Source organism: Dokdonia ponticola, assembly GCF_042653865.1.
Classification (GTDB): Bacteria; Bacteroidota; Bacteroidia; order Flavobacteriales; family Flavobacteriaceae; genus Dokdonia; species Dokdonia ponticola.
Window position 1 is genome coordinate 1 of record NZ_JBHSFV010000011.1, and the last position, 17,148, is coordinate 17,148.

Genomic DNA, 17,148 nt, shown 5'->3' on the forward strand with positions numbered 1-17,148 from the left:
AATAAGTTACAAGAACTTCTGGAAGTAATAAGTTGGCGGCAGCAAATAGAGCATCTGAGGACATAGAATTTTTTAAAGCAAAGTTGTCTCAATTTTAATTACCCCACAACTTTTTGTGTTGAGCCATTACTTTTTAGTATTAAAAAAAGTAAAAACAAAAAACATTGCATTTTCTTCTACAAAACTATTATAAAAGTCATCTTCTCTATACCTAAACTTTTATACACATCTAAAACTAATTAGTCAATTTACTTTCTACTACAAAAAAAAGTACCACCTAAAAAATTAGGTGGTACTTTTTGTATTCAGTGAGTAATAGTACTCTATTTTTTTTCGACAACCGGAGTATTAAGTTTACTACTCATCTCTATAGAAATCGCAGATCTTTCAAATTTCATTTTTCCAGCTCCAGTTTCTAAAACACATGTAGTATCATGTAATTCTAATATTTTCCCGTGTAATCCACTTTTGGTAATTACTTTATCACCTTTCTTAAGTGCTTTATCGAATTCTTTTTCTTGCTTTTGTTTCTTACGTTGCGGTAGTACTATAAAAAATACGATAAACACCGTAAAGAGCAAGAGTGGTCCTAATAAATCTGTTGACATATATTATTTGCTTACACCTGCAGTTGGTGCGTTAACAAAAGCTTTAATACGTAAAGTTTCTGTTCCTTTTTCAGTGTTTGCTTTGATAGTGATTGTTTTAGTAATTGCATTTGCTCCACTAGCATTATACTTTACAAGTAATTCACCTTTTTCTCCTGGCGCAACTGGGTTTTTAGAATACTCAGGTACTGTACAACCACAAGAACTTTTTGCATCAACGATTACTAAAGGAGCTTTTCCTGTATTTGTAAACGTAAATTTATGCTCTACTGGGTTTCCTTTTTCAATAGTACCAAAATCATATTCAGACTCATCAAAAGTCATCACAGGAAATTCAGTGGCTTGAGCATCACGCGCTGCAGCTACTTCTACATTATCTTCTTTTACTTTACTTGTTGCATCTTCTTTACAAGATGTAAAGATCATAGCAGTTAGTACACCTAATACTAGAATACCTTTTTTCATTTTTATAGTTTTTAATTAATATAGTTCAGGAACAAAAATACTAAAAATACTTATAATGGAAAGTTAAGAAAACAGGTTTCTAACAAATTTCATTTTTAAAAAACAAAAACCAATTAAAAATCTGACTATCAAAACAGTAAACCAACAGCGTATTTACAGATTATTCAAGCCCTCTTCCTTCTTTCTTAAATTTATTATTTTTTTGATACTCTTTGACAAGCTTATCAAGTATCCCATTAATAAATATACTACTCTTTGGTGTAGAATATTCTTTAGCGATTTCTAGGTATTCATTAATAGTAGCCTTTACTGGAATAGAGGGGAATTTTAAGAATTCACACAGGGCCATCTTGATCAAAACCAGATCCACATCGGCGATACGATCTTTGTCCCAGTTGGGTGTGTTATTCTCTATTTCGGCACTTAAAAATTCATTGTTACTTACCGTGCGTTCTAGCAAATCTACGCTAAAGGTTCTATCATCTTCATTCTTAAAAAGGCTAGGTAAAAAAAGACTTTCTGGAGAATTTGGCTTTACCTTTTGTAACCTCTTTAAAACCGTCATGTTGACGATAGGTAAATCGTCTAACCACGTCAACCTACTATCTTCTATATAATCGTATAGTTTGTCATTAGGCGCAATGAGTTCTGTATACCATTTTATGACAAACTTTTTTGCATTTTTAAACCCTGAATCAGGATCGTTCATATAACTCTCATAAAGCTCACTTGCAATAAGTTCGTTAAAAATAACAGCCACGTACTCATCATCCATACGCCAATTTTTCAACTTGCGTTTGCTAAGCTCATCTTGCAATAAAGAATTGGCACTCAATTTCTCAAGTACCTCATTGCTTAGGAATTTTTCGTTTGGATTTTTTTCTTCTTCGGTGGCCAGAATTTTCCTGGCATGTTTTTCTGAGTGCGCTTTCGCGAAAGCGTGTACCTCCACCATCATATCTAGCATCAAAAGATACAGATTATAGACTTGCGCTATACTTTCATTTACAAATTTACTCTCTACTTGGAGATTGTTATTCTCCTTACAACCCATAGCATATATGGTTTGCATCACCTTCACTCGAATGTGTCTTCTATTAAGCATAGCTACAAAGAACTTTTTTCTTTTAATGAAATTAAAAAAGGGATTTTATCGTTTTTGACAAAATCCCTGCAAAAATACATTTTTTTGGTAGTAGTATTCCTACTTATTTTCATTTTTACGTGCTTCGATACGTTCAAGTGCAATTTTAAGGGCAGCTTGATGCGTTGTAATCGAATTAGTGTGCGCCTTTTCTATGATTTCTAAAGTAGTATCATAAATATTTTCTGTCTTACGAATAATTTCTTCCTTACCGTATTTCTCTAGTTCTGCATATACATTAATAATGCCCCCTGCATTGATTAAAAAGTCTGGAGCATACAAAATTCCTTTTTCTTGTAAACGAGCGCCGTGAATATTTTCATCTGCTAGTTGATTGTTGGCTGCTCCTGCAATGACTTTTGCCTGTAATTTATCAATCGTATCGTTATTAATAGTTGCCCCTAGTGCACAAGGTGCATAAATATCTACCGGAAGGCTATAAAGGTCATCTCCTCTATAGATTTCTGCTCCATATTTTTTACTTACGGTTTCAAGACGTGCTTCATTAATGTCACTAATAATCACCTTCCCTCCTTCTTTAGTAATATGATCTACAAGGACTTCTCCTACGTGACCAATTCCTTGTACAAGAACCGTACGTCCTTCTAAATGATCAGATTCAAAGACGTGTTTTGCAGCTGCTTTCATTCCCATAAATACGCCATAAGCGGTAATAGGTGATGGGTTTCCTGCGCCTCCTTTACTTTCTGAGATTCCAGTGACATAAGGGGTCACTTCACGTACCAAATCCATGTCTGCTGTTTCCATCCCTACATCTTCTGCTGTGATGTATCTTCCGCTTAACGAATGTACAAATTCACCAAAACGCTTCATTAACTCAGGCGTTTTTTGAGTTTTTGCATCTCCTATAATAACGGCTTTACCACCCCCTAGATTAAGACCTGTAATCGCACTTTTAAACGACATCCCTCTAGAAAGACGAAGTACATCATTTAATGCATCCCACTCGGTGGCATAATTCCACATACGAGTACCTCCAAGAGCAGGTCCCAAAACTGTATTGTGTATTCCAATGATTGCTTTTAAACCTGTATCTTTGTCATTACAAAAAACAATTTGTTCGTGGTCATTAAAAGAAAGCTGTCCAAAAACTGGATCTGCTTTTTTAAGTTCTTGCGGAGTAAGTATGTCAGCAATCATAAGATATGTATATAAAGTGGTTGTTTTATGTATTTAATAATAATCGTAAGCAAAAATAATGAATAGTTCAATTTGTTGGTATTAAAATGCCCTTAAAATGAATATTTACTAAAAAAGAAAGAGCTCCTACCCATAAATGAATGCACTTAAAACGCTAAATAAGTATTTCTTACGCTATAAATGGAGACTTATCTTTGGTATTATTTCTATAATTGCCGCTCGATTTTTTGCCGTTACTGTTGTTAAAATGGTGGGGAATTCTGTAAAGGTTATTGAAGTTTATCTTAAAAATGAGATGACACCATTGCAATTTGAAAGTGAATTAAAACAGCTATTACTACTCTTATTAGGAGCTGTTTTATTATCAGGTTTTTTCACTTTTGCCATGCGTCAGCTTATCATTGTGGTATCTCGATATATAGAAGCCGATCTTAAGGATGATATTTATGCCCAATACCAGAAATTATCATTAGGTTTCTATAAAAAAAATAGAACGGGAGATTTAATGAATCGCATCAGTGAAGATGTAGGGAAAGTACGTATGTATGTAGGTCCGGCAATCATGTATATGCTCACAGCGTTGGTACTCTTTGCCACGGTGATTCCATATATGTATTCTACGGCACCAAGTTTAACTTTGTACACACTTGTACCCTTACCTATACTATCGGTCGCTATTTATAAGTTGAGCAGGGAGATTCATAAACGAAGTACCATTGTTCAAGAGTACTTATCAAAACTCACAACATTTACACAAGAATCCTTTAGTGGAATCTCCGTCATTAAAGCGTATACATTAGAAGGATATACTCATGAAGGATTTACAGACTTAAGCGATGATAGTAAAGACAAAAATCTTGACTTAGTAAAAGTACAGGCGTTCTTTTTTCCGTTAATGATTGGACTTATTGGCGCGAGTAATTTATTAGTAATTTATATAGGAGGAAATCAATATATCAATGGTAAAATACAACTTGAAACTGTCATAGAGTTTATCATGTTTGTAAATATGCTTACGTGGCCAGTAGCAACCGTAGGATGGGTTACTTCCATTATAAAAGCCGCCGAGGCTTCTCAAATTAGAATCAATGAATTTCTCAAAATTGAACCAGAAATTCAAAACACCGTAGAAACCGAAACACCCATAGAAGGAAAGATTGCATTTAAAAATGTAAGTTTTACTTATGAAGACACCAACATAACAGCACTTAAAAACATAAGCTTCTCTATTGAAAAAGGGAAAACACTTGCGATTATAGGACGTACAGGCTCTGGAAAATCTACCATTCTAGAACTTATAGGAAGATTGTACGATGTGACCTCAGGAGAAATACAAATTGATGAAACGCCCATTCAAAAACTGAATCTAAACGACTTACGTGCCGCCATAGGATATGTACCGCAAGATGCCTTTTTATTTTCAGATAGTATCAAAGAAAATATCAAGTTTGGAGCACCTAATGCTACCGATGAAGAAGTGATTACTTATGCAAAAGCGGCTGTTGTACATGAAAATATCATTGATTTTAAAGAAGGCTACAACACCATCCTTGGAGAACGTGGTATTACATTATCTGGAGGGCAAAAACAACGTGTCTCTATTGCAAGAGCGCTTATAAGTAAGCCAAAGTTAATATTACTAGACGATTGTTTGAGCGCTGTAGATACCGAAACAGAAGAACAAATTCTAGAAAGTCTACATCAAATAAATGAAGATACAACCACTATAATCGTAAGCCATAGGATCTCTTCTGCAAAAAATGCAGATCAAATTTTAATTCTTAACGAAGGGGAAATTACACAGCAAGGAACTCATAATCAACTGGTAAAAGAAGAAGGCTACTACAAAGAGTTATATTTAAAACAGCTAGATCAAAAAGAAATGTAAAAAAAAATTGGGCGACATTCTTTTTTTTATCATTTTTGAGCAAGGAATTACTAAAAAACTAAAACTACAAATTAATTATGGGTGATTATGATTCGAGGGATAATGAAGAGATTTTCTCAAAAGTATTAAGAGCTGGTAGAAGAACCTATTTCTTTGATGTACGCTCAACAAAAGCTGGAGATTATTATTTAACCATTACCGAAAGTAAGAAGTTCACAAATGATGATGGTTCATTTCACTTCAAAAAACACAAAATCTATCTTTATAAAGAAGACTTTACTGGATTTACAGATATCCTTAACGAAATGACAAGCTACATCCTTGACGAAAAAGGAGAGGAAGTCATCAGCGACCGCCATCAAGCTGACTATCAACGTCCAGAAGTTACCGAAGATAATGATGGAGCACCAGACCAAGATAACACGCCAAGTGCAAAAGATTTTACCAATGTAAATTTTGAAGACATCTAAAATCTTGATTTTATAAGATATAGTAAGAACCCCATCAAAACGATGGGGTTTTTATTTGGATATAAAACAAGTCGTCACAAAGTAGCACACTAGCTGTTAAAAGCATTTTAAGGTTGTCAAACACAAAAAAAATACCTTATTTTTAAAGGCTAACAAGCAAATCAAAAATAACTCACTAAACTCAAACCAACACACTATGCGTTTACTTTACGTTTTTCTATTTTTTACAATCTCCGCGTCCTTCGCTCAAAGTGGCGAAGTAGATATGTCTTACTACTTACCACAAGGGGTCACCTACAATCAAGATATCCCTACGCCAGAAAGTATCATTGGATTTGTCCCTGGAGAGTGGCATGTGAGCCATGATAAACTCTCTGCGTATATGCGTACCTTAGCTGCAGCTAGTGATCGTATCTCCATAGAAAATAGAGGAACAACCTTTGAAGGTAGGCCTATCCTATTATTAACCATCACATCCCCTTCCAATCACAATCGCATAGAAGACATCCGTAAAGAGCATTTAAAACTTCTCGAAAAAGGAAGTACTTCAGTAACCACTTCTACTATGCCAATAGTGGTATACCAGGGTTTATCTATACATGGTAACGAGCCTTCTGGAGCCAATGCTGGATTAGTCGCTGCGTATTATTTAGCTGCGGCACAAGGAGCAGAAATAGATGCCTTACTAGAAAACACCGTGATTCTTTTTGATCCTTCATTTAACCCTGACGGATTACAACGCTTTGCCTATTGGGCAAATACCAATAAAAGTATAAACATCAATGCAGATCCGCAAGATCGTGAGTATGACGAAGTGTGGCCAAGAGGGCGTTCAAATCATTATTGGTTTGATATGAACCGTGACTGGTTACCTGTACAATTACCAGAATCTAGAGCCCGTATCAAAACATTTCACCATTGGTACCCAAATATCTTAACAGATCATCATGAGATGGGAAGTAACTCCTCTTTCTTCTTTCAACCAGGAATACAGTCCCGTACGCATCCCTTAACACCAAAACTCAATCAAGAACTCACAAAGAAAATAGGAAACTATCACGCAAAAGCACTTGACAAAATAGCAAGCCTTTATTATACAGAAGAAAGCTTCGATGATTTTTATTATGGAAAAGGATCTACCTTCCCTGACATTAATGGAGGTATTGGAATTTTATTTGAGCAAGCCAGCTCTCGTGGGCATGCTCAAGAAACAGATAATGGATTATTAGAGTTTAAGTTCACCATCAGAAATCAGTTTACAGCCTTCTTATCTACCCTAGAAGCAGCACAAAGCATGCGTGTTGAATTACTAGATTACCAACGTGATTTCTTCAATAATGCCCGTAATGAGGCAAAAGGAGGTGCTTATGCTTTCGGAAGTGAGAAAGATGCTGCAAGCGCCTACCATCTTGCTGAAATATTAAAAAGACATAAAGTAGAAGTGCATGAAGTAGGTAATAGCTTTCGCGAAAGCGGAAAAGAGTTTAAAAAAGGCTACAGCTACATTGTTCCAAAAAGTCAGCGTCAAAGCAGACTCATCAAAGCCATGTTTGAGAAACGAACCACGTTTCAGGACAGCCTCTTTTATGATATCTCTGCTTGGTCATTCCCGCTTTCTTTTGGACTCAACTTTACAGAAAATGCATCGCTTTCAAATGCAGGGCCTGCGATTCAAGAATTACAAATGCGCACGCCAAAAGCAGTGTCCACAAGTACCTACGGCTACTTAATGCAATGGCATGAATATTACACGCCCAAAGCACTTAACAAAATCCTAAACGCTGGACTACGTGCAAAAGTAGGCATGGAACGATTTAGCTTAGAAGGCAACGACTATGATTACGGAACCATCTTTATTCCTGTTCAAAATCAAAATATGAACACCCAAGAATTGAGTACCTTCTTGAGTAATCTTTCTAAAGAAACAAAGGTAGATATCACCGCCGTAAGCACAGGACTGACCGAAGGTATTGATCTAGGAAGTGGTCAGTTTAGAGCCTTAAAACCTGCAAAAGTAGCCATCGTTCTAGGCGAAGGATTCAATCCGCATGACGCGGGAGAAATATGGCATGTGTTTGATACACGCTATGATATGAAAATTACAAAATTAGATATCAAAAACTTAAACCGTGCTGACCTAAGTCGCTATACTGATATTATTATTCCACATTCATTTGGCGTGCTAGATAAAGGAAAAACAGAAAAATTAAAAGCATGGGTTCGTGATGGAGGTACCCTTATTGGATACCGAAATGCTGCCAATTGGTTAGAGAGAAACAAGATGTTGGATATCACTTTTGAAAAAACAGAGAATCCTGCCAAAAACGTCACGTTTGAACAACGCAGAGACTTTAGCGGTGCTCAGGTAATTGGAGGTGCTATTTTTGAAGCCAAACAAGATCGCTCGCATCCTATCAATTTTGGGTATGAAGATGATCGTATTTCGCTATTTAGAAACACGACTATCTTTGTCAAAGCAGATTCGACAAGCTATAAGAACCCTATTCAATACACGAAGAACCCATTGCAATCAGGATACATCAGCAAGATCAATTTGAAAGCCATTTCAGAAACAAGACCATTTGCACACCAAAGCTCAGGAAGAGGAGAAGTGATTCTTTTTACAGATAATACCAACTTTAGAGCTTTCTGGTACGGAACCAACAAACTATTAATGAATGCGATCTTCTTCGGAGAAGAAATGTAATGTGTAAATTCATGGTACTGCAGACGCCTAAATTCCCCGTTCATATCACAGGAACTCATGGCGTCATCATACCCGAAGAACATGCAAAGGTTTTTGCAGATGCAGGTCATAAACGTATTCACATAAAAGCTTTTTTCAAAGACAATCAAATAGCATTTCATGGAGCCCTTCGATTGTATCAGGGAAATTACATCGTAAGTTTCGGAAAGCGATATCAAAAAGAATTAGGCGTCTTCCCTACTGATTTTTTTGAATTCCAACTCTTCGAAAACACGACTACCTATGGTGTGGAAATTCCTGAAACTATGAAAGCAGTCATGGAAAGTGACACAGAAGGATATTCCTATTTTGAAAAATTAACAGACGGTAGAAAAAGAGGATTGATTTACTACGTAAAACGATTTAAAAATGAACAAACCCAAGTCGACAAATCATTACTTATTTTTGATAATCTGAAACGGGGTATTACAGACCCACGAGAATTAATTAAACAATTATAAACACTAGTTACTGGAATACTTTCTTGTAAATAGAAAAACCTGTATCTTAGAGTTCATTTTAAAAAACCATTAAACAAAAAAAACATGAAAACAACATATATCGCAAGTGCTCTGATCGCAATGGCATTATTTGCAAGCTGTAAAGGAGATGTAAAAACGACAGAAAAAGAAGTCGTTCAAGAAGTAGAAGAAGTCGTAAAAGAGGTCAAAGAAGTAAAAGTAGAAAAGATCAAAATAGCGCTAGATGCAAAAAGTGATAGTAAAGCTACAGGAAGCGTAGTCTTTGAAGAATCAGAAGGTATGGTGAGTATGATGGCTGCTATTCATGGACTTTCGGAAGGCACACACGCGATTCATATTCACGAAAAAGCAGATTGCTCTTCTGCCGATGGAAAATCGACAGGCGGTCACTGGAATCCTACAGCACAACCACATGGAGAATGGGGCGCTGAGACAGGATACCACAAAGGAGATATTGGTAACTTTGAAGCCGATGAAAACGGAAATGGTGTGGTGAACTTCAAAACAGATGAATGGTGTATTGGATGCGGTGATGAGAAGAAAGATATCGTAGGAAAAGCGATTATCGTTCATCAAGGAACAGACGATTTTACCTCACAACCAAGTGGTGCTGCTGGTGCACGCATCAGCTGTGGTGGGATTATCCAATAAATAATTATGTAAACGACATGTAAAAGCCTTTATGCTACCCTTAGCCTAAAGGCTTTTTTCATTTTGAAAATTACCTAATCAAAAGAAACGATCTACAAGACATATTTTATGTATCTTAAAAAGGATGAAAATTCTTGGTAATAAGAAAAAAAGAATTTTCTATTAAAACGCATGAACACAATTCCAGAATTATATTTTCCTCGCGATGTAGAATGGCGTGATTGGTTACATAACAATCACACAACAGTAAAAGGTGTCTATTTAATTTTCTACAAAGTAGAAATGAAAACCCCATCCATGCGGTGGGAAGACGCTGTAAAAGTCGCCCTATGTTATGGCTGGATCGATAGCACTGTAAAAAGCCTCGGAAATGGAAAACGAAGACAGTATTTCTGCCAAAGAAACCCCAAAAGTGTCTGGAGTAAATTAAATAAAACCTATATCATCACCCTTGAAAAAGAAGGACTGATGCATCAAAGCGGAAGACGCCTGGTCAAACAAGCCAAAAAAGATGGCTCATGGACACACCTAGACGATGTGGAAAATGGAATCATCCCAGAAGATTTACAAAAAGCCTTTGATGCACACCCTGTCGCTTTTACAAATTATCAAAATTTCGCGCCAAGCTATCAGAAAAGCTACTTATACTGGCTAAATCAAGCAAAGCGAACAGAAACCAAACAAAAACGTATTCAAGAAATTATTATGCTGTGCGAAGCCAATCAAAAATCAAGAGACAGTGGTGGCTGGGGACAGAAAAAGAAGTGATATAGTAATAGGAGTCAAAGGTTAAATTTTAAATATGTAAAAACCCCTTTCCCTTTAAGGGAAGGTGGCAATAGTAAAGCGATAGCAGCATCATTGACGCAAAGGGTGATGTATCATTTAAAATTATAAAATTAAAATAGTAATAGTGAGTTTAAATTTTTAGCCCTTAATTCAAATGACTAATTATAAGATTTCCGCTTTCGCGAAAGCGTACACAAAACCAATACCTGTATGAAAAAAATAATAATCTTCGTAATAACGCTCTGCATCACTAGTGTATATAGCCAAACCGTTTTAAAACCCGATGCCGTTTTTGATGGAGAAACACTTCATAAAAATTGGGTGGTCGTGGTGACAGATAGCATCATCACCTATGCAGGGGTTTCAACAGCTGAAACAGATCGGTATTTTAGAATTCCACTAGAAGGCATGACCTTGATGCCGGGACTTATTGAAGGGCATTCCCATTTGTTATTACATCCCTATAACGAAACTAATTGGAACGATCAAGTATTGAAAGAATCCCATACCGAAAGAGCGATCCGAGGTGTAGTACATGCAAAAAACTCTTTAGTATCTGGAGTAACGACCATGAGAGATCTCGGTTCGGAAGGTGCTGGATATAGCGATGTGTACCTAAAGAAAATGATTGATCAAGGCATCATCCCTGGTCCAAGATTATTGGTGGCAGGGCCTGCCATTGTCGCCACAGGAGCCTACGGTCCCAAAGGATTTCATGAAGGTGTTACCGTTCCGCTTGGTGCAGAATCTGCTAGCGGAACCACCGAAGTCATCAAAGCCGTAAGAAGACAACTAGGCAATGGCGCCGATTTTATTAAAATCTACGCCGACTACCGTTGGCGTGCTGGAGAGACCCCACAAGCGACCTTTTTACAAGAAGAACTCGATGCGATGATTGCCACAGCAGAAACGGCTGGAAGATATGCCGTAGCACATGCAAGCACCCCCGAAGGAATGCGAAGAGCCGTCCTAGCAGGCGTTGAAACCATCGAACACGGTGATGGAGGTACGCTGGAAATCTTCCAATTCATGAAAGAAAAACAAGTCGCTTTCTACCCTACCCTGGCAGCAGGAGATGCGATCTCTCAATACAAAGGATGGAATAAAATCACAGACACAGACCCTGATCGCATCCGAAATAAAAAAGTATCCTTTGCGCTCGCCTTACAATCAGGAGTGACCATTGGTTTTGGTGGAGATGTAGGTGTGTATACGCATGGAGAAAATTATCGCGAACTCGAACTCATGGTGGAATATGGGATGACACCCATTCAAACATTACGTGCGGCAACGTCTGTCAATGCAAAGGTATTTCACTTAGAAAAACTAGGAAACATCAAAGAAGGCTTTTGGGCCGATTTGATTGCCGTGCCTGGCGATCCTACCAAAGATATCACCACACTAAGAAACGTAACCTTTGTGATGAAAAACGGAAAAATATATAAACAAGAAAAATAATGAAAACACTTCTAAGCATCCTGAGTATTACAATTGTTTTTCTAACTGCCAGTTGTAAAAATGACTCAAAGGAAATCCTGAAAAAATCTCCCAAAGAATCCAATAAAGAAAGTTTTGATCTGGTCATTTCCAATGCCAATGTCATCGATGTGCAATCAGGAGCGATTACCAAACAAACCTTGTATATCAATAAAGGCATGCTTGTAGAAACCACGCCTGAGATGAAAACCGGTTTCCACACCTTTACACATATTAACGTAAAAGGTGCATATGTGCTTCCAGGTTTTTGGGACAACCATGTACATTTTCGCGGAGGCGAACAACTTATTGCTCAAAACGAAAAATTCTTAGAACAGTACATCAACTATGGCATTACCACCGTACGTGATGCAGGTGGCGATCTCACAACCCAAGTACAACAATGGAATCAAGAAATTCAAGATGGCAAACGTATCGGGCCGACCATTTATACGTCAGGACCCAAACTAGACGGCCCCAAGGCACGCTGGGAAGGTTCGTTGCCTGTGAGTTCGCTAGAAGATATTGTCTCCGCATTAGATTCGTTGCAGGCACTCGGGACAGATTATGTAAAACTGTATGATAGTACGCTTTCGCGAAAGCACTATTTAGACATCATAAAAGCCGCCGAAAAACGAAATATGATCACCTCTGGACATATGCCCTTTACCGTCGAATTAGAAGAAGCGATTGACGCCGGACTCGATAATGTGGAGCATTTATACTATGTCTTAAAAGGCTGTTCCTCCCAAGAAAAAGAAATCACCCAACAAATTATAGACGGCAAACTCGGTTTCTGGGGAAGTATGGCACAACTCATCGATACCTATGACGAAACCACCGCCCAGCAAACCTTTACCCGACTCAAAGCCAATAACGTATTTGTCACCCCTACCCTCCATATTGGTGATATTCTCAGCTATTTGGATGAAGTCGATCACTCCCAAGATGCCTATCTCGCTCATCTAGAAGATGCCTTTGTAAAAACCTATGAAGGACGGGTGAATGGGGCTTTAAACGCTTCCGCGAAAGCAAAAAAAGACCGCAAAGAACTCCAACAATTCTTTATCCAACTCACCAAATCCCTACAAGATGCAGGCGTCCGCCTCCTCGCAGGATCAGACTGTGGCGCATTCAACTCCTATACCTACCCAGGACCTTCGCTTCACAAAGAATTAGAACAACTAGTAATCGCAGGACTCACCCCTTTACAAGCCCTACAAACCTCTGGATACAACGGAAGCCAATTCCTCCAAAAAGAAGGCTACGGCATCGCTATAGGCAACCAAGCGGATTTTGTAGTACTCGCAAAAAACCCACTCGACGATATTAAAAATACCCAAAGTGTGATGCATACGATTAAAAATGGGAGGTTACATACGATGGAGGAGTAAGTGAAGTTGAAATCGAAATCGAAGTTGAAATGACTAGACTCCGTCAGACGTATCAAAAGCTTTTTACATGATACTAAAGCAAATAACACTCTTTCCCCTTAACACCCCTTTAACACTCCCAACCTACCCAATTCCGTACCTTAGAAACCGTATTTAAACCAACCATAATGACCAAAAAATTCCTCATTGCCTGTATCGCGATAGCCATGGCAATTCCTGCAACCGCCCAAAAGAAAAAGAAGAAAGATAAAAAAGATAAAGACGAAAAAGAAGCCAAGTGGGATGTCGCCAATCCTGGGGATAGCTTTAACTATCAACCGCACTCCTTTACCACAGATGAAGGAACCTGGATGAACCTTGACGTCAGTCCTGATGGAAAGACTGTCGTGTTTGATCTCATGGGTGACATTTATTCCATGCCGATTTCTGGAGGAAAAGCGAAGGCGCTTCGCACCGGAATTCCGTTTGAGGTACAACCTAAATTTTCTCCTGACGGTTCTAAAATCTCGTTTACGAGTGATGCAGGCGGTGGTGATAATATTTGGGTGATGAATGCCGATGGAAGTGATGCCAAACAAGTGACCAAAGAGAGTTTTCGACTCCTCAATAACGCTGCATGGACTCCTGATGGTCAATACCTCATTGCCCGTAAACACTTCACCTCTGGACGCTCATTAGGGGCTGGGGAATTATGGCAATATCATATCACAGGCGGGAGTGGGTTACAACTCACCAAACGCAAAAACGATCAGCAGGATGTCAACGAACCTTCGGTCTCGCCTGATGGGAGATATGTTTATTACAGTGAAGATGTCTATCCGGGCGGAAACTTCCAGTACAATAAAGATCCAAATAAGCAGATTTATGTGATCCAACGCTATGATTTTAAGGATGGGGATATCAAAACACTCACTAATGGTCCCGGAGGTGCTGCGCGTCCTACGGTGTCGCCCGATGGGAAACTGTTAGCATTCATCAAGCGTGTTCGCACAAAAACAGTCTTATATATTCATGATTTGAGTACAGGAGAAGAATGGCCGGTGTATGATGCCTTAAATAAAGATCAGCAGGAAGCCTGGGCGATTTTTGGGGTGTATCCTAACTTTGATTGGATGCCCAATAACGAAGAGATTGTCTTCTGGTCGGCTGGAAAAATCAATAAAGTCAATATCAAAAATTATAACCATTCCGTGATTCCGTTTACCGCAGATGTGACCTTACAAATCGCCGAAACGGTACATTTCAAATCCCCAGTCGCACCTGAGGAGTTTGATGTCAAAGTGATTCGTCACGCCACCACCTCGCCCGATGGAAAAATAGTGGTGTTTAGTGCGCTCGGAAAACTCTATAAAAAGGCGTTACCTAACGGAATCCCACAACGCATCACCACCCAAAACGACGATTTTGAATTTGAGCCTTCCTTTTCGGCAGATGGGCAACAGCTTGTCTATGTGACATGGAATGATGAAAACTACGGAAGCATTCGCTCGATTTCGATTAATGGAGGAGCATCACAGCAATGGACGACCGAAAAAGGAATTTATCGGACGCCTTCTTTTGCTCCTGCCTCGGCAGATGGGAAAAAGATTATCTACCGCAAAGAACCTCGTAATACCGATCAGGGGCTCGCTTTCGCGAAAAAACCTGGGATTTACACCTTGACACAAGGGCAGAAACCGAAACTGATCACACAAAAAGGGGAATACCCGATGTACAGCGCCGATGGGAAACGTATCTTTTTACAAACGGGCGGTACATATTTTGGGAATCTGACCAAGCGTTTGATTTCGGTGAACCTAGAAGGAAATGATGAGCAAACACACGTCAAATCAAAATACGCCAACCGACTCGTACCAAGTCCCGATAACAAATGGATTGCCTATACCAATCTTCACAAAGCCTACCTCGCCCCTTTGGTGATGAACGGACAAACCATCGATCTGGATAACAACTCTAAATATGTTCCTGTCTCGCAAATCGCCAAAGATGCAGGAATCAATCTTCACTGGTCGCCCAACAGTCAGAAAGTGATGTGGACGCTCGGAGATCAATATTTCGCTAACGACATTAAAAACCGATTCACCTTCTTACCGGGATCACCAGACAAAGTACCCGACATGGATGTGAGCGGTATTGCTATTTCGCTTAAAGCGAAAACAGACAAACCCATAGGCATCACTGCCTTTACCAATGCTCGTATCATTACCATGGAAAGTGATGAAGTCATCGAAAACGGAACTATTGTCGTGACGGATAATAAAATCACAGCGATCGGTCAGAATGTGACGATTCCATCAGGAGCTACAATCATTGATGTATCTGGAAAAACCATCATGCCCGGCATGGTGGATGCGCATGCACATGTAGGTGCTTTCCGCTACGGATTACCCGCTCAAAAGCACTGGCCGTTTTATGCCAATCTCGCGTTTGGCGTCACGACTTCACACGACCCAAGTGCAAATACAGAGACAATTTTCACGCTAAGTGAACTCTTAAAAAGCGGTGATATGGTTGGACCTCGCCTCTACTCGACTGGTTTTATTCTGTATGGAGCGGATGGCGATTTTAAAGCCGTAATTAATAATATAGATGATGCTCGCTCTGCGATCCGCCGCACCAAAGCCTTTGGAGCCAAATCAGTAAAGAGTTATAATCAACCGCGACGTGAGCAACGTCAGCAAGTGATGCAAGCAGCACGCGAACTCGGTATCAACGTGGTTCCTGAAGGGGGTTCCACATTTTATACGAATATGACCATGATTATGGACGGACATACAGGTGTGGAACATAATATTCCCGTAGCACCTGTGTATAAGGATGTACTGGAATTATGGAGTGCTAGCAACACGGGCTACACACCGACTTTAATTGTGAATTACGGAGGCATCAATGGGGAATATTATTTCTACCAACATGATAAGGTATGGGAAAATGAAAAGCTTCTCAAATACACGCCACGTACACTCGTCGATTCAAGAGCGCGGTACCGCACGATGATTCCTGATGAGGAATATCAAAATGGCCATATCCTTACGTCTGAAACCGTAACCGCATTGGCCAATAAAGGCGTGAAAGTCAATATGGGTGCTCACGGACAGTTACAAGGTCTTGGTGCCCATTGGGAAACGTGGATGTTACAACAAGGGGGAATGACGAATTTACAGGCACTACAAGCCGCTACCATCAATGGCGCGGAATACATTGGTGCAGGCGATGAAATTGGTTCGTTGAAAGTGGGTAAACTCGCCGATCTGATTATCATCGATGGGAATCCGTTAGAAAACATTAGAGATACAGAAAACGTCACCCATACGATGGTGAATGGTCGTCTATACGATACCTCTACCATGAATGAAGTGGGCAATACCGAAAAGGAACGCGGACAGTTCTGGTGGGAGAATACCAAGCAGAGTGAAGCGTTTCCATGGCATGAAGAAAGTAATAGTTTTACAATCCCAGGATGCGGGTGTCATGTAGGACATCAATAAATACGAAAAACGAAAGTAGAAATACGAATGCCGATTGAATAACGTGTACGTAGCATCCTTTAGGCGGTGGTGTATTCAAAATGATTTGTAGCTTTTGGCACAAATCAGTTTTGAATCTTCCGTTACTATGAAGTTGAAGGCATCAATAAATACGAAAAACGAAAGTAGAAATACGAATGCCGATTGAATAACGTGTACATAGCATCCTCTAGGTGGTGGTGTATTCAAAATGATTTGTAGCTTTTGGCACAAATCAGTTTTGAATCTTCCGTTACTATGAAGTTGAAGGCATCAATAAATACGAAAAACGAAAGTACAAATACGAATGCCGATTGAATAACTTGTATATAGCATCCTTTAGGTGGTGGTGTATCTATTTTATTTTG

Annotated in this window: 13 protein-coding genes; 9 read left to right on the top strand and 4 right to left on the bottom strand. The window is 39.0% G+C overall.

Annotation, left to right across the window (positions count from 1 at the left end; translation table 11 throughout):
- Positions 1–323: 323 nt before the first annotated feature.
- The 4 genes from yajC to ACFO3O_RS16465 all read right to left on the bottom strand — a co-directional run bounded on the left by yajC (position 324) and on the right by ACFO3O_RS16465 (position 3,378).
- A complete protein-coding gene (yajC, locus tag ACFO3O_RS16450) occupies positions 324–608 on the bottom strand; it encodes a preprotein translocase subunit YajC (RefSeq protein WP_379980802.1) in 285 nt (94 codons plus the stop codon).
- Between the two features lie 3 nt (positions 609–611).
- The gene (locus ACFO3O_RS16455) at positions 612–1,073 is read right to left on the bottom strand and encodes a DUF1573 domain-containing protein (RefSeq protein WP_379980804.1); all 462 of its coding nucleotides are present in this window, start codon (positions 1,071–1,073) and stop codon (positions 612–614) included.
- A gap of 160 nt (positions 1,074–1,233) precedes the next feature.
- The gene (locus tag ACFO3O_RS16460) at positions 1,234–2,178 is read right to left on the bottom strand and encodes a transcription antitermination protein NusB (protein ID WP_379980805.1); all 945 of its coding nucleotides are present in this window, start codon (positions 2,176–2,178) and stop codon (positions 1,234–1,236) included.
- A gap of 99 nt (positions 2,179–2,277) precedes the next feature.
- Positions 2,278–3,378 carry a Glu/Leu/Phe/Val family dehydrogenase gene (locus ACFO3O_RS16465; RefSeq protein WP_379980807.1) on the bottom strand — a complete coding sequence of 367 codons (1,101 nt, stop codon included), beginning with the start codon at positions 3,376–3,378 and terminating at the stop codon, positions 2,278–2,280.
- A gap of 136 nt (positions 3,379–3,514) precedes the next feature.
- Between ACFO3O_RS16465 and ACFO3O_RS16470 the strand changes: the two genes are divergently transcribed.
- The 9 genes from ACFO3O_RS16470 (at position 3,515) to ACFO3O_RS16510 (ending at position 16,762) form a co-directional block, all read left to right on the top strand.
- Entirely contained in the window at positions 3,515–5,266 is a 1,752-nt protein-coding gene (locus tag ACFO3O_RS16470) for an ABC transporter ATP-binding protein (RefSeq protein ID WP_379980809.1), read from the top strand.
- A gap of 77 nt (positions 5,267–5,343) precedes the next feature.
- On the top strand, positions 5,344–5,736 hold the full coding sequence (locus tag ACFO3O_RS16475; RefSeq protein ID WP_379980811.1) for a PUR family DNA/RNA-binding protein: 393 nt from the start codon (positions 5,344–5,346) through the stop codon (positions 5,734–5,736).
- A gap of 196 nt (positions 5,737–5,932) precedes the next feature.
- Positions 5,933–8,443 (top strand): M14 family zinc carboxypeptidase, encoded by a 2,511-nt coding sequence (locus ACFO3O_RS16480; protein ID WP_379980813.1) that lies wholly within the window; start codon positions 5,933–5,935, stop codon positions 8,441–8,443.
- A gap of 11 nt (positions 8,444–8,454) precedes the next feature.
- Positions 8,455–8,943: a YdeI/OmpD-associated family protein gene (locus tag ACFO3O_RS16485; RefSeq protein WP_379980815.1), complete on the top strand. Its 489-nt coding sequence runs from the start codon at positions 8,455–8,457 to the stop codon at positions 8,941–8,943.
- A gap of 84 nt (positions 8,944–9,027) precedes the next feature.
- Complete coding sequence (locus ACFO3O_RS16490) at positions 9,028–9,615, top strand: superoxide dismutase family protein (protein WP_379980817.1); 588 nt, start codon at positions 9,028–9,030, stop codon at positions 9,613–9,615.
- A 171-nt stretch (positions 9,616–9,786) separates the two neighbouring features.
- Positions 9,787–10,383, top strand: a complete 597-nt coding sequence (locus ACFO3O_RS16495) for a YdeI/OmpD-associated family protein (protein WP_379980819.1) — start codon at positions 9,787–9,789, stop codon at positions 10,381–10,383.
- 231 nt (positions 10,384–10,614) lie between these two features.
- Complete coding sequence (locus tag ACFO3O_RS16500; RefSeq protein WP_379980821.1) at positions 10,615–11,862, top strand: metal-dependent hydrolase family protein; 1,248 nt, start codon at positions 10,615–10,617, stop codon at positions 11,860–11,862.
- The gene (locus tag ACFO3O_RS16505) at positions 11,862–13,274 is read left to right on the top strand and encodes an amidohydrolase family protein (protein ID WP_379980823.1); all 1,413 of its coding nucleotides are present in this window, start codon (positions 11,862–11,864) and stop codon (positions 13,272–13,274) included. The genes ACFO3O_RS16500 and ACFO3O_RS16505 overlap by 1 nt, the downstream gene beginning before the upstream one ends.
- Before the next feature lie 167 nt (positions 13,275–13,441).
- Complete coding sequence (locus ACFO3O_RS16510) at positions 13,442–16,762, top strand: amidohydrolase family protein (protein ID WP_379980825.1); 3,321 nt, start codon at positions 13,442–13,444, stop codon at positions 16,760–16,762.
- Positions 16,763–17,148: the final 386 nt, after the last annotated feature.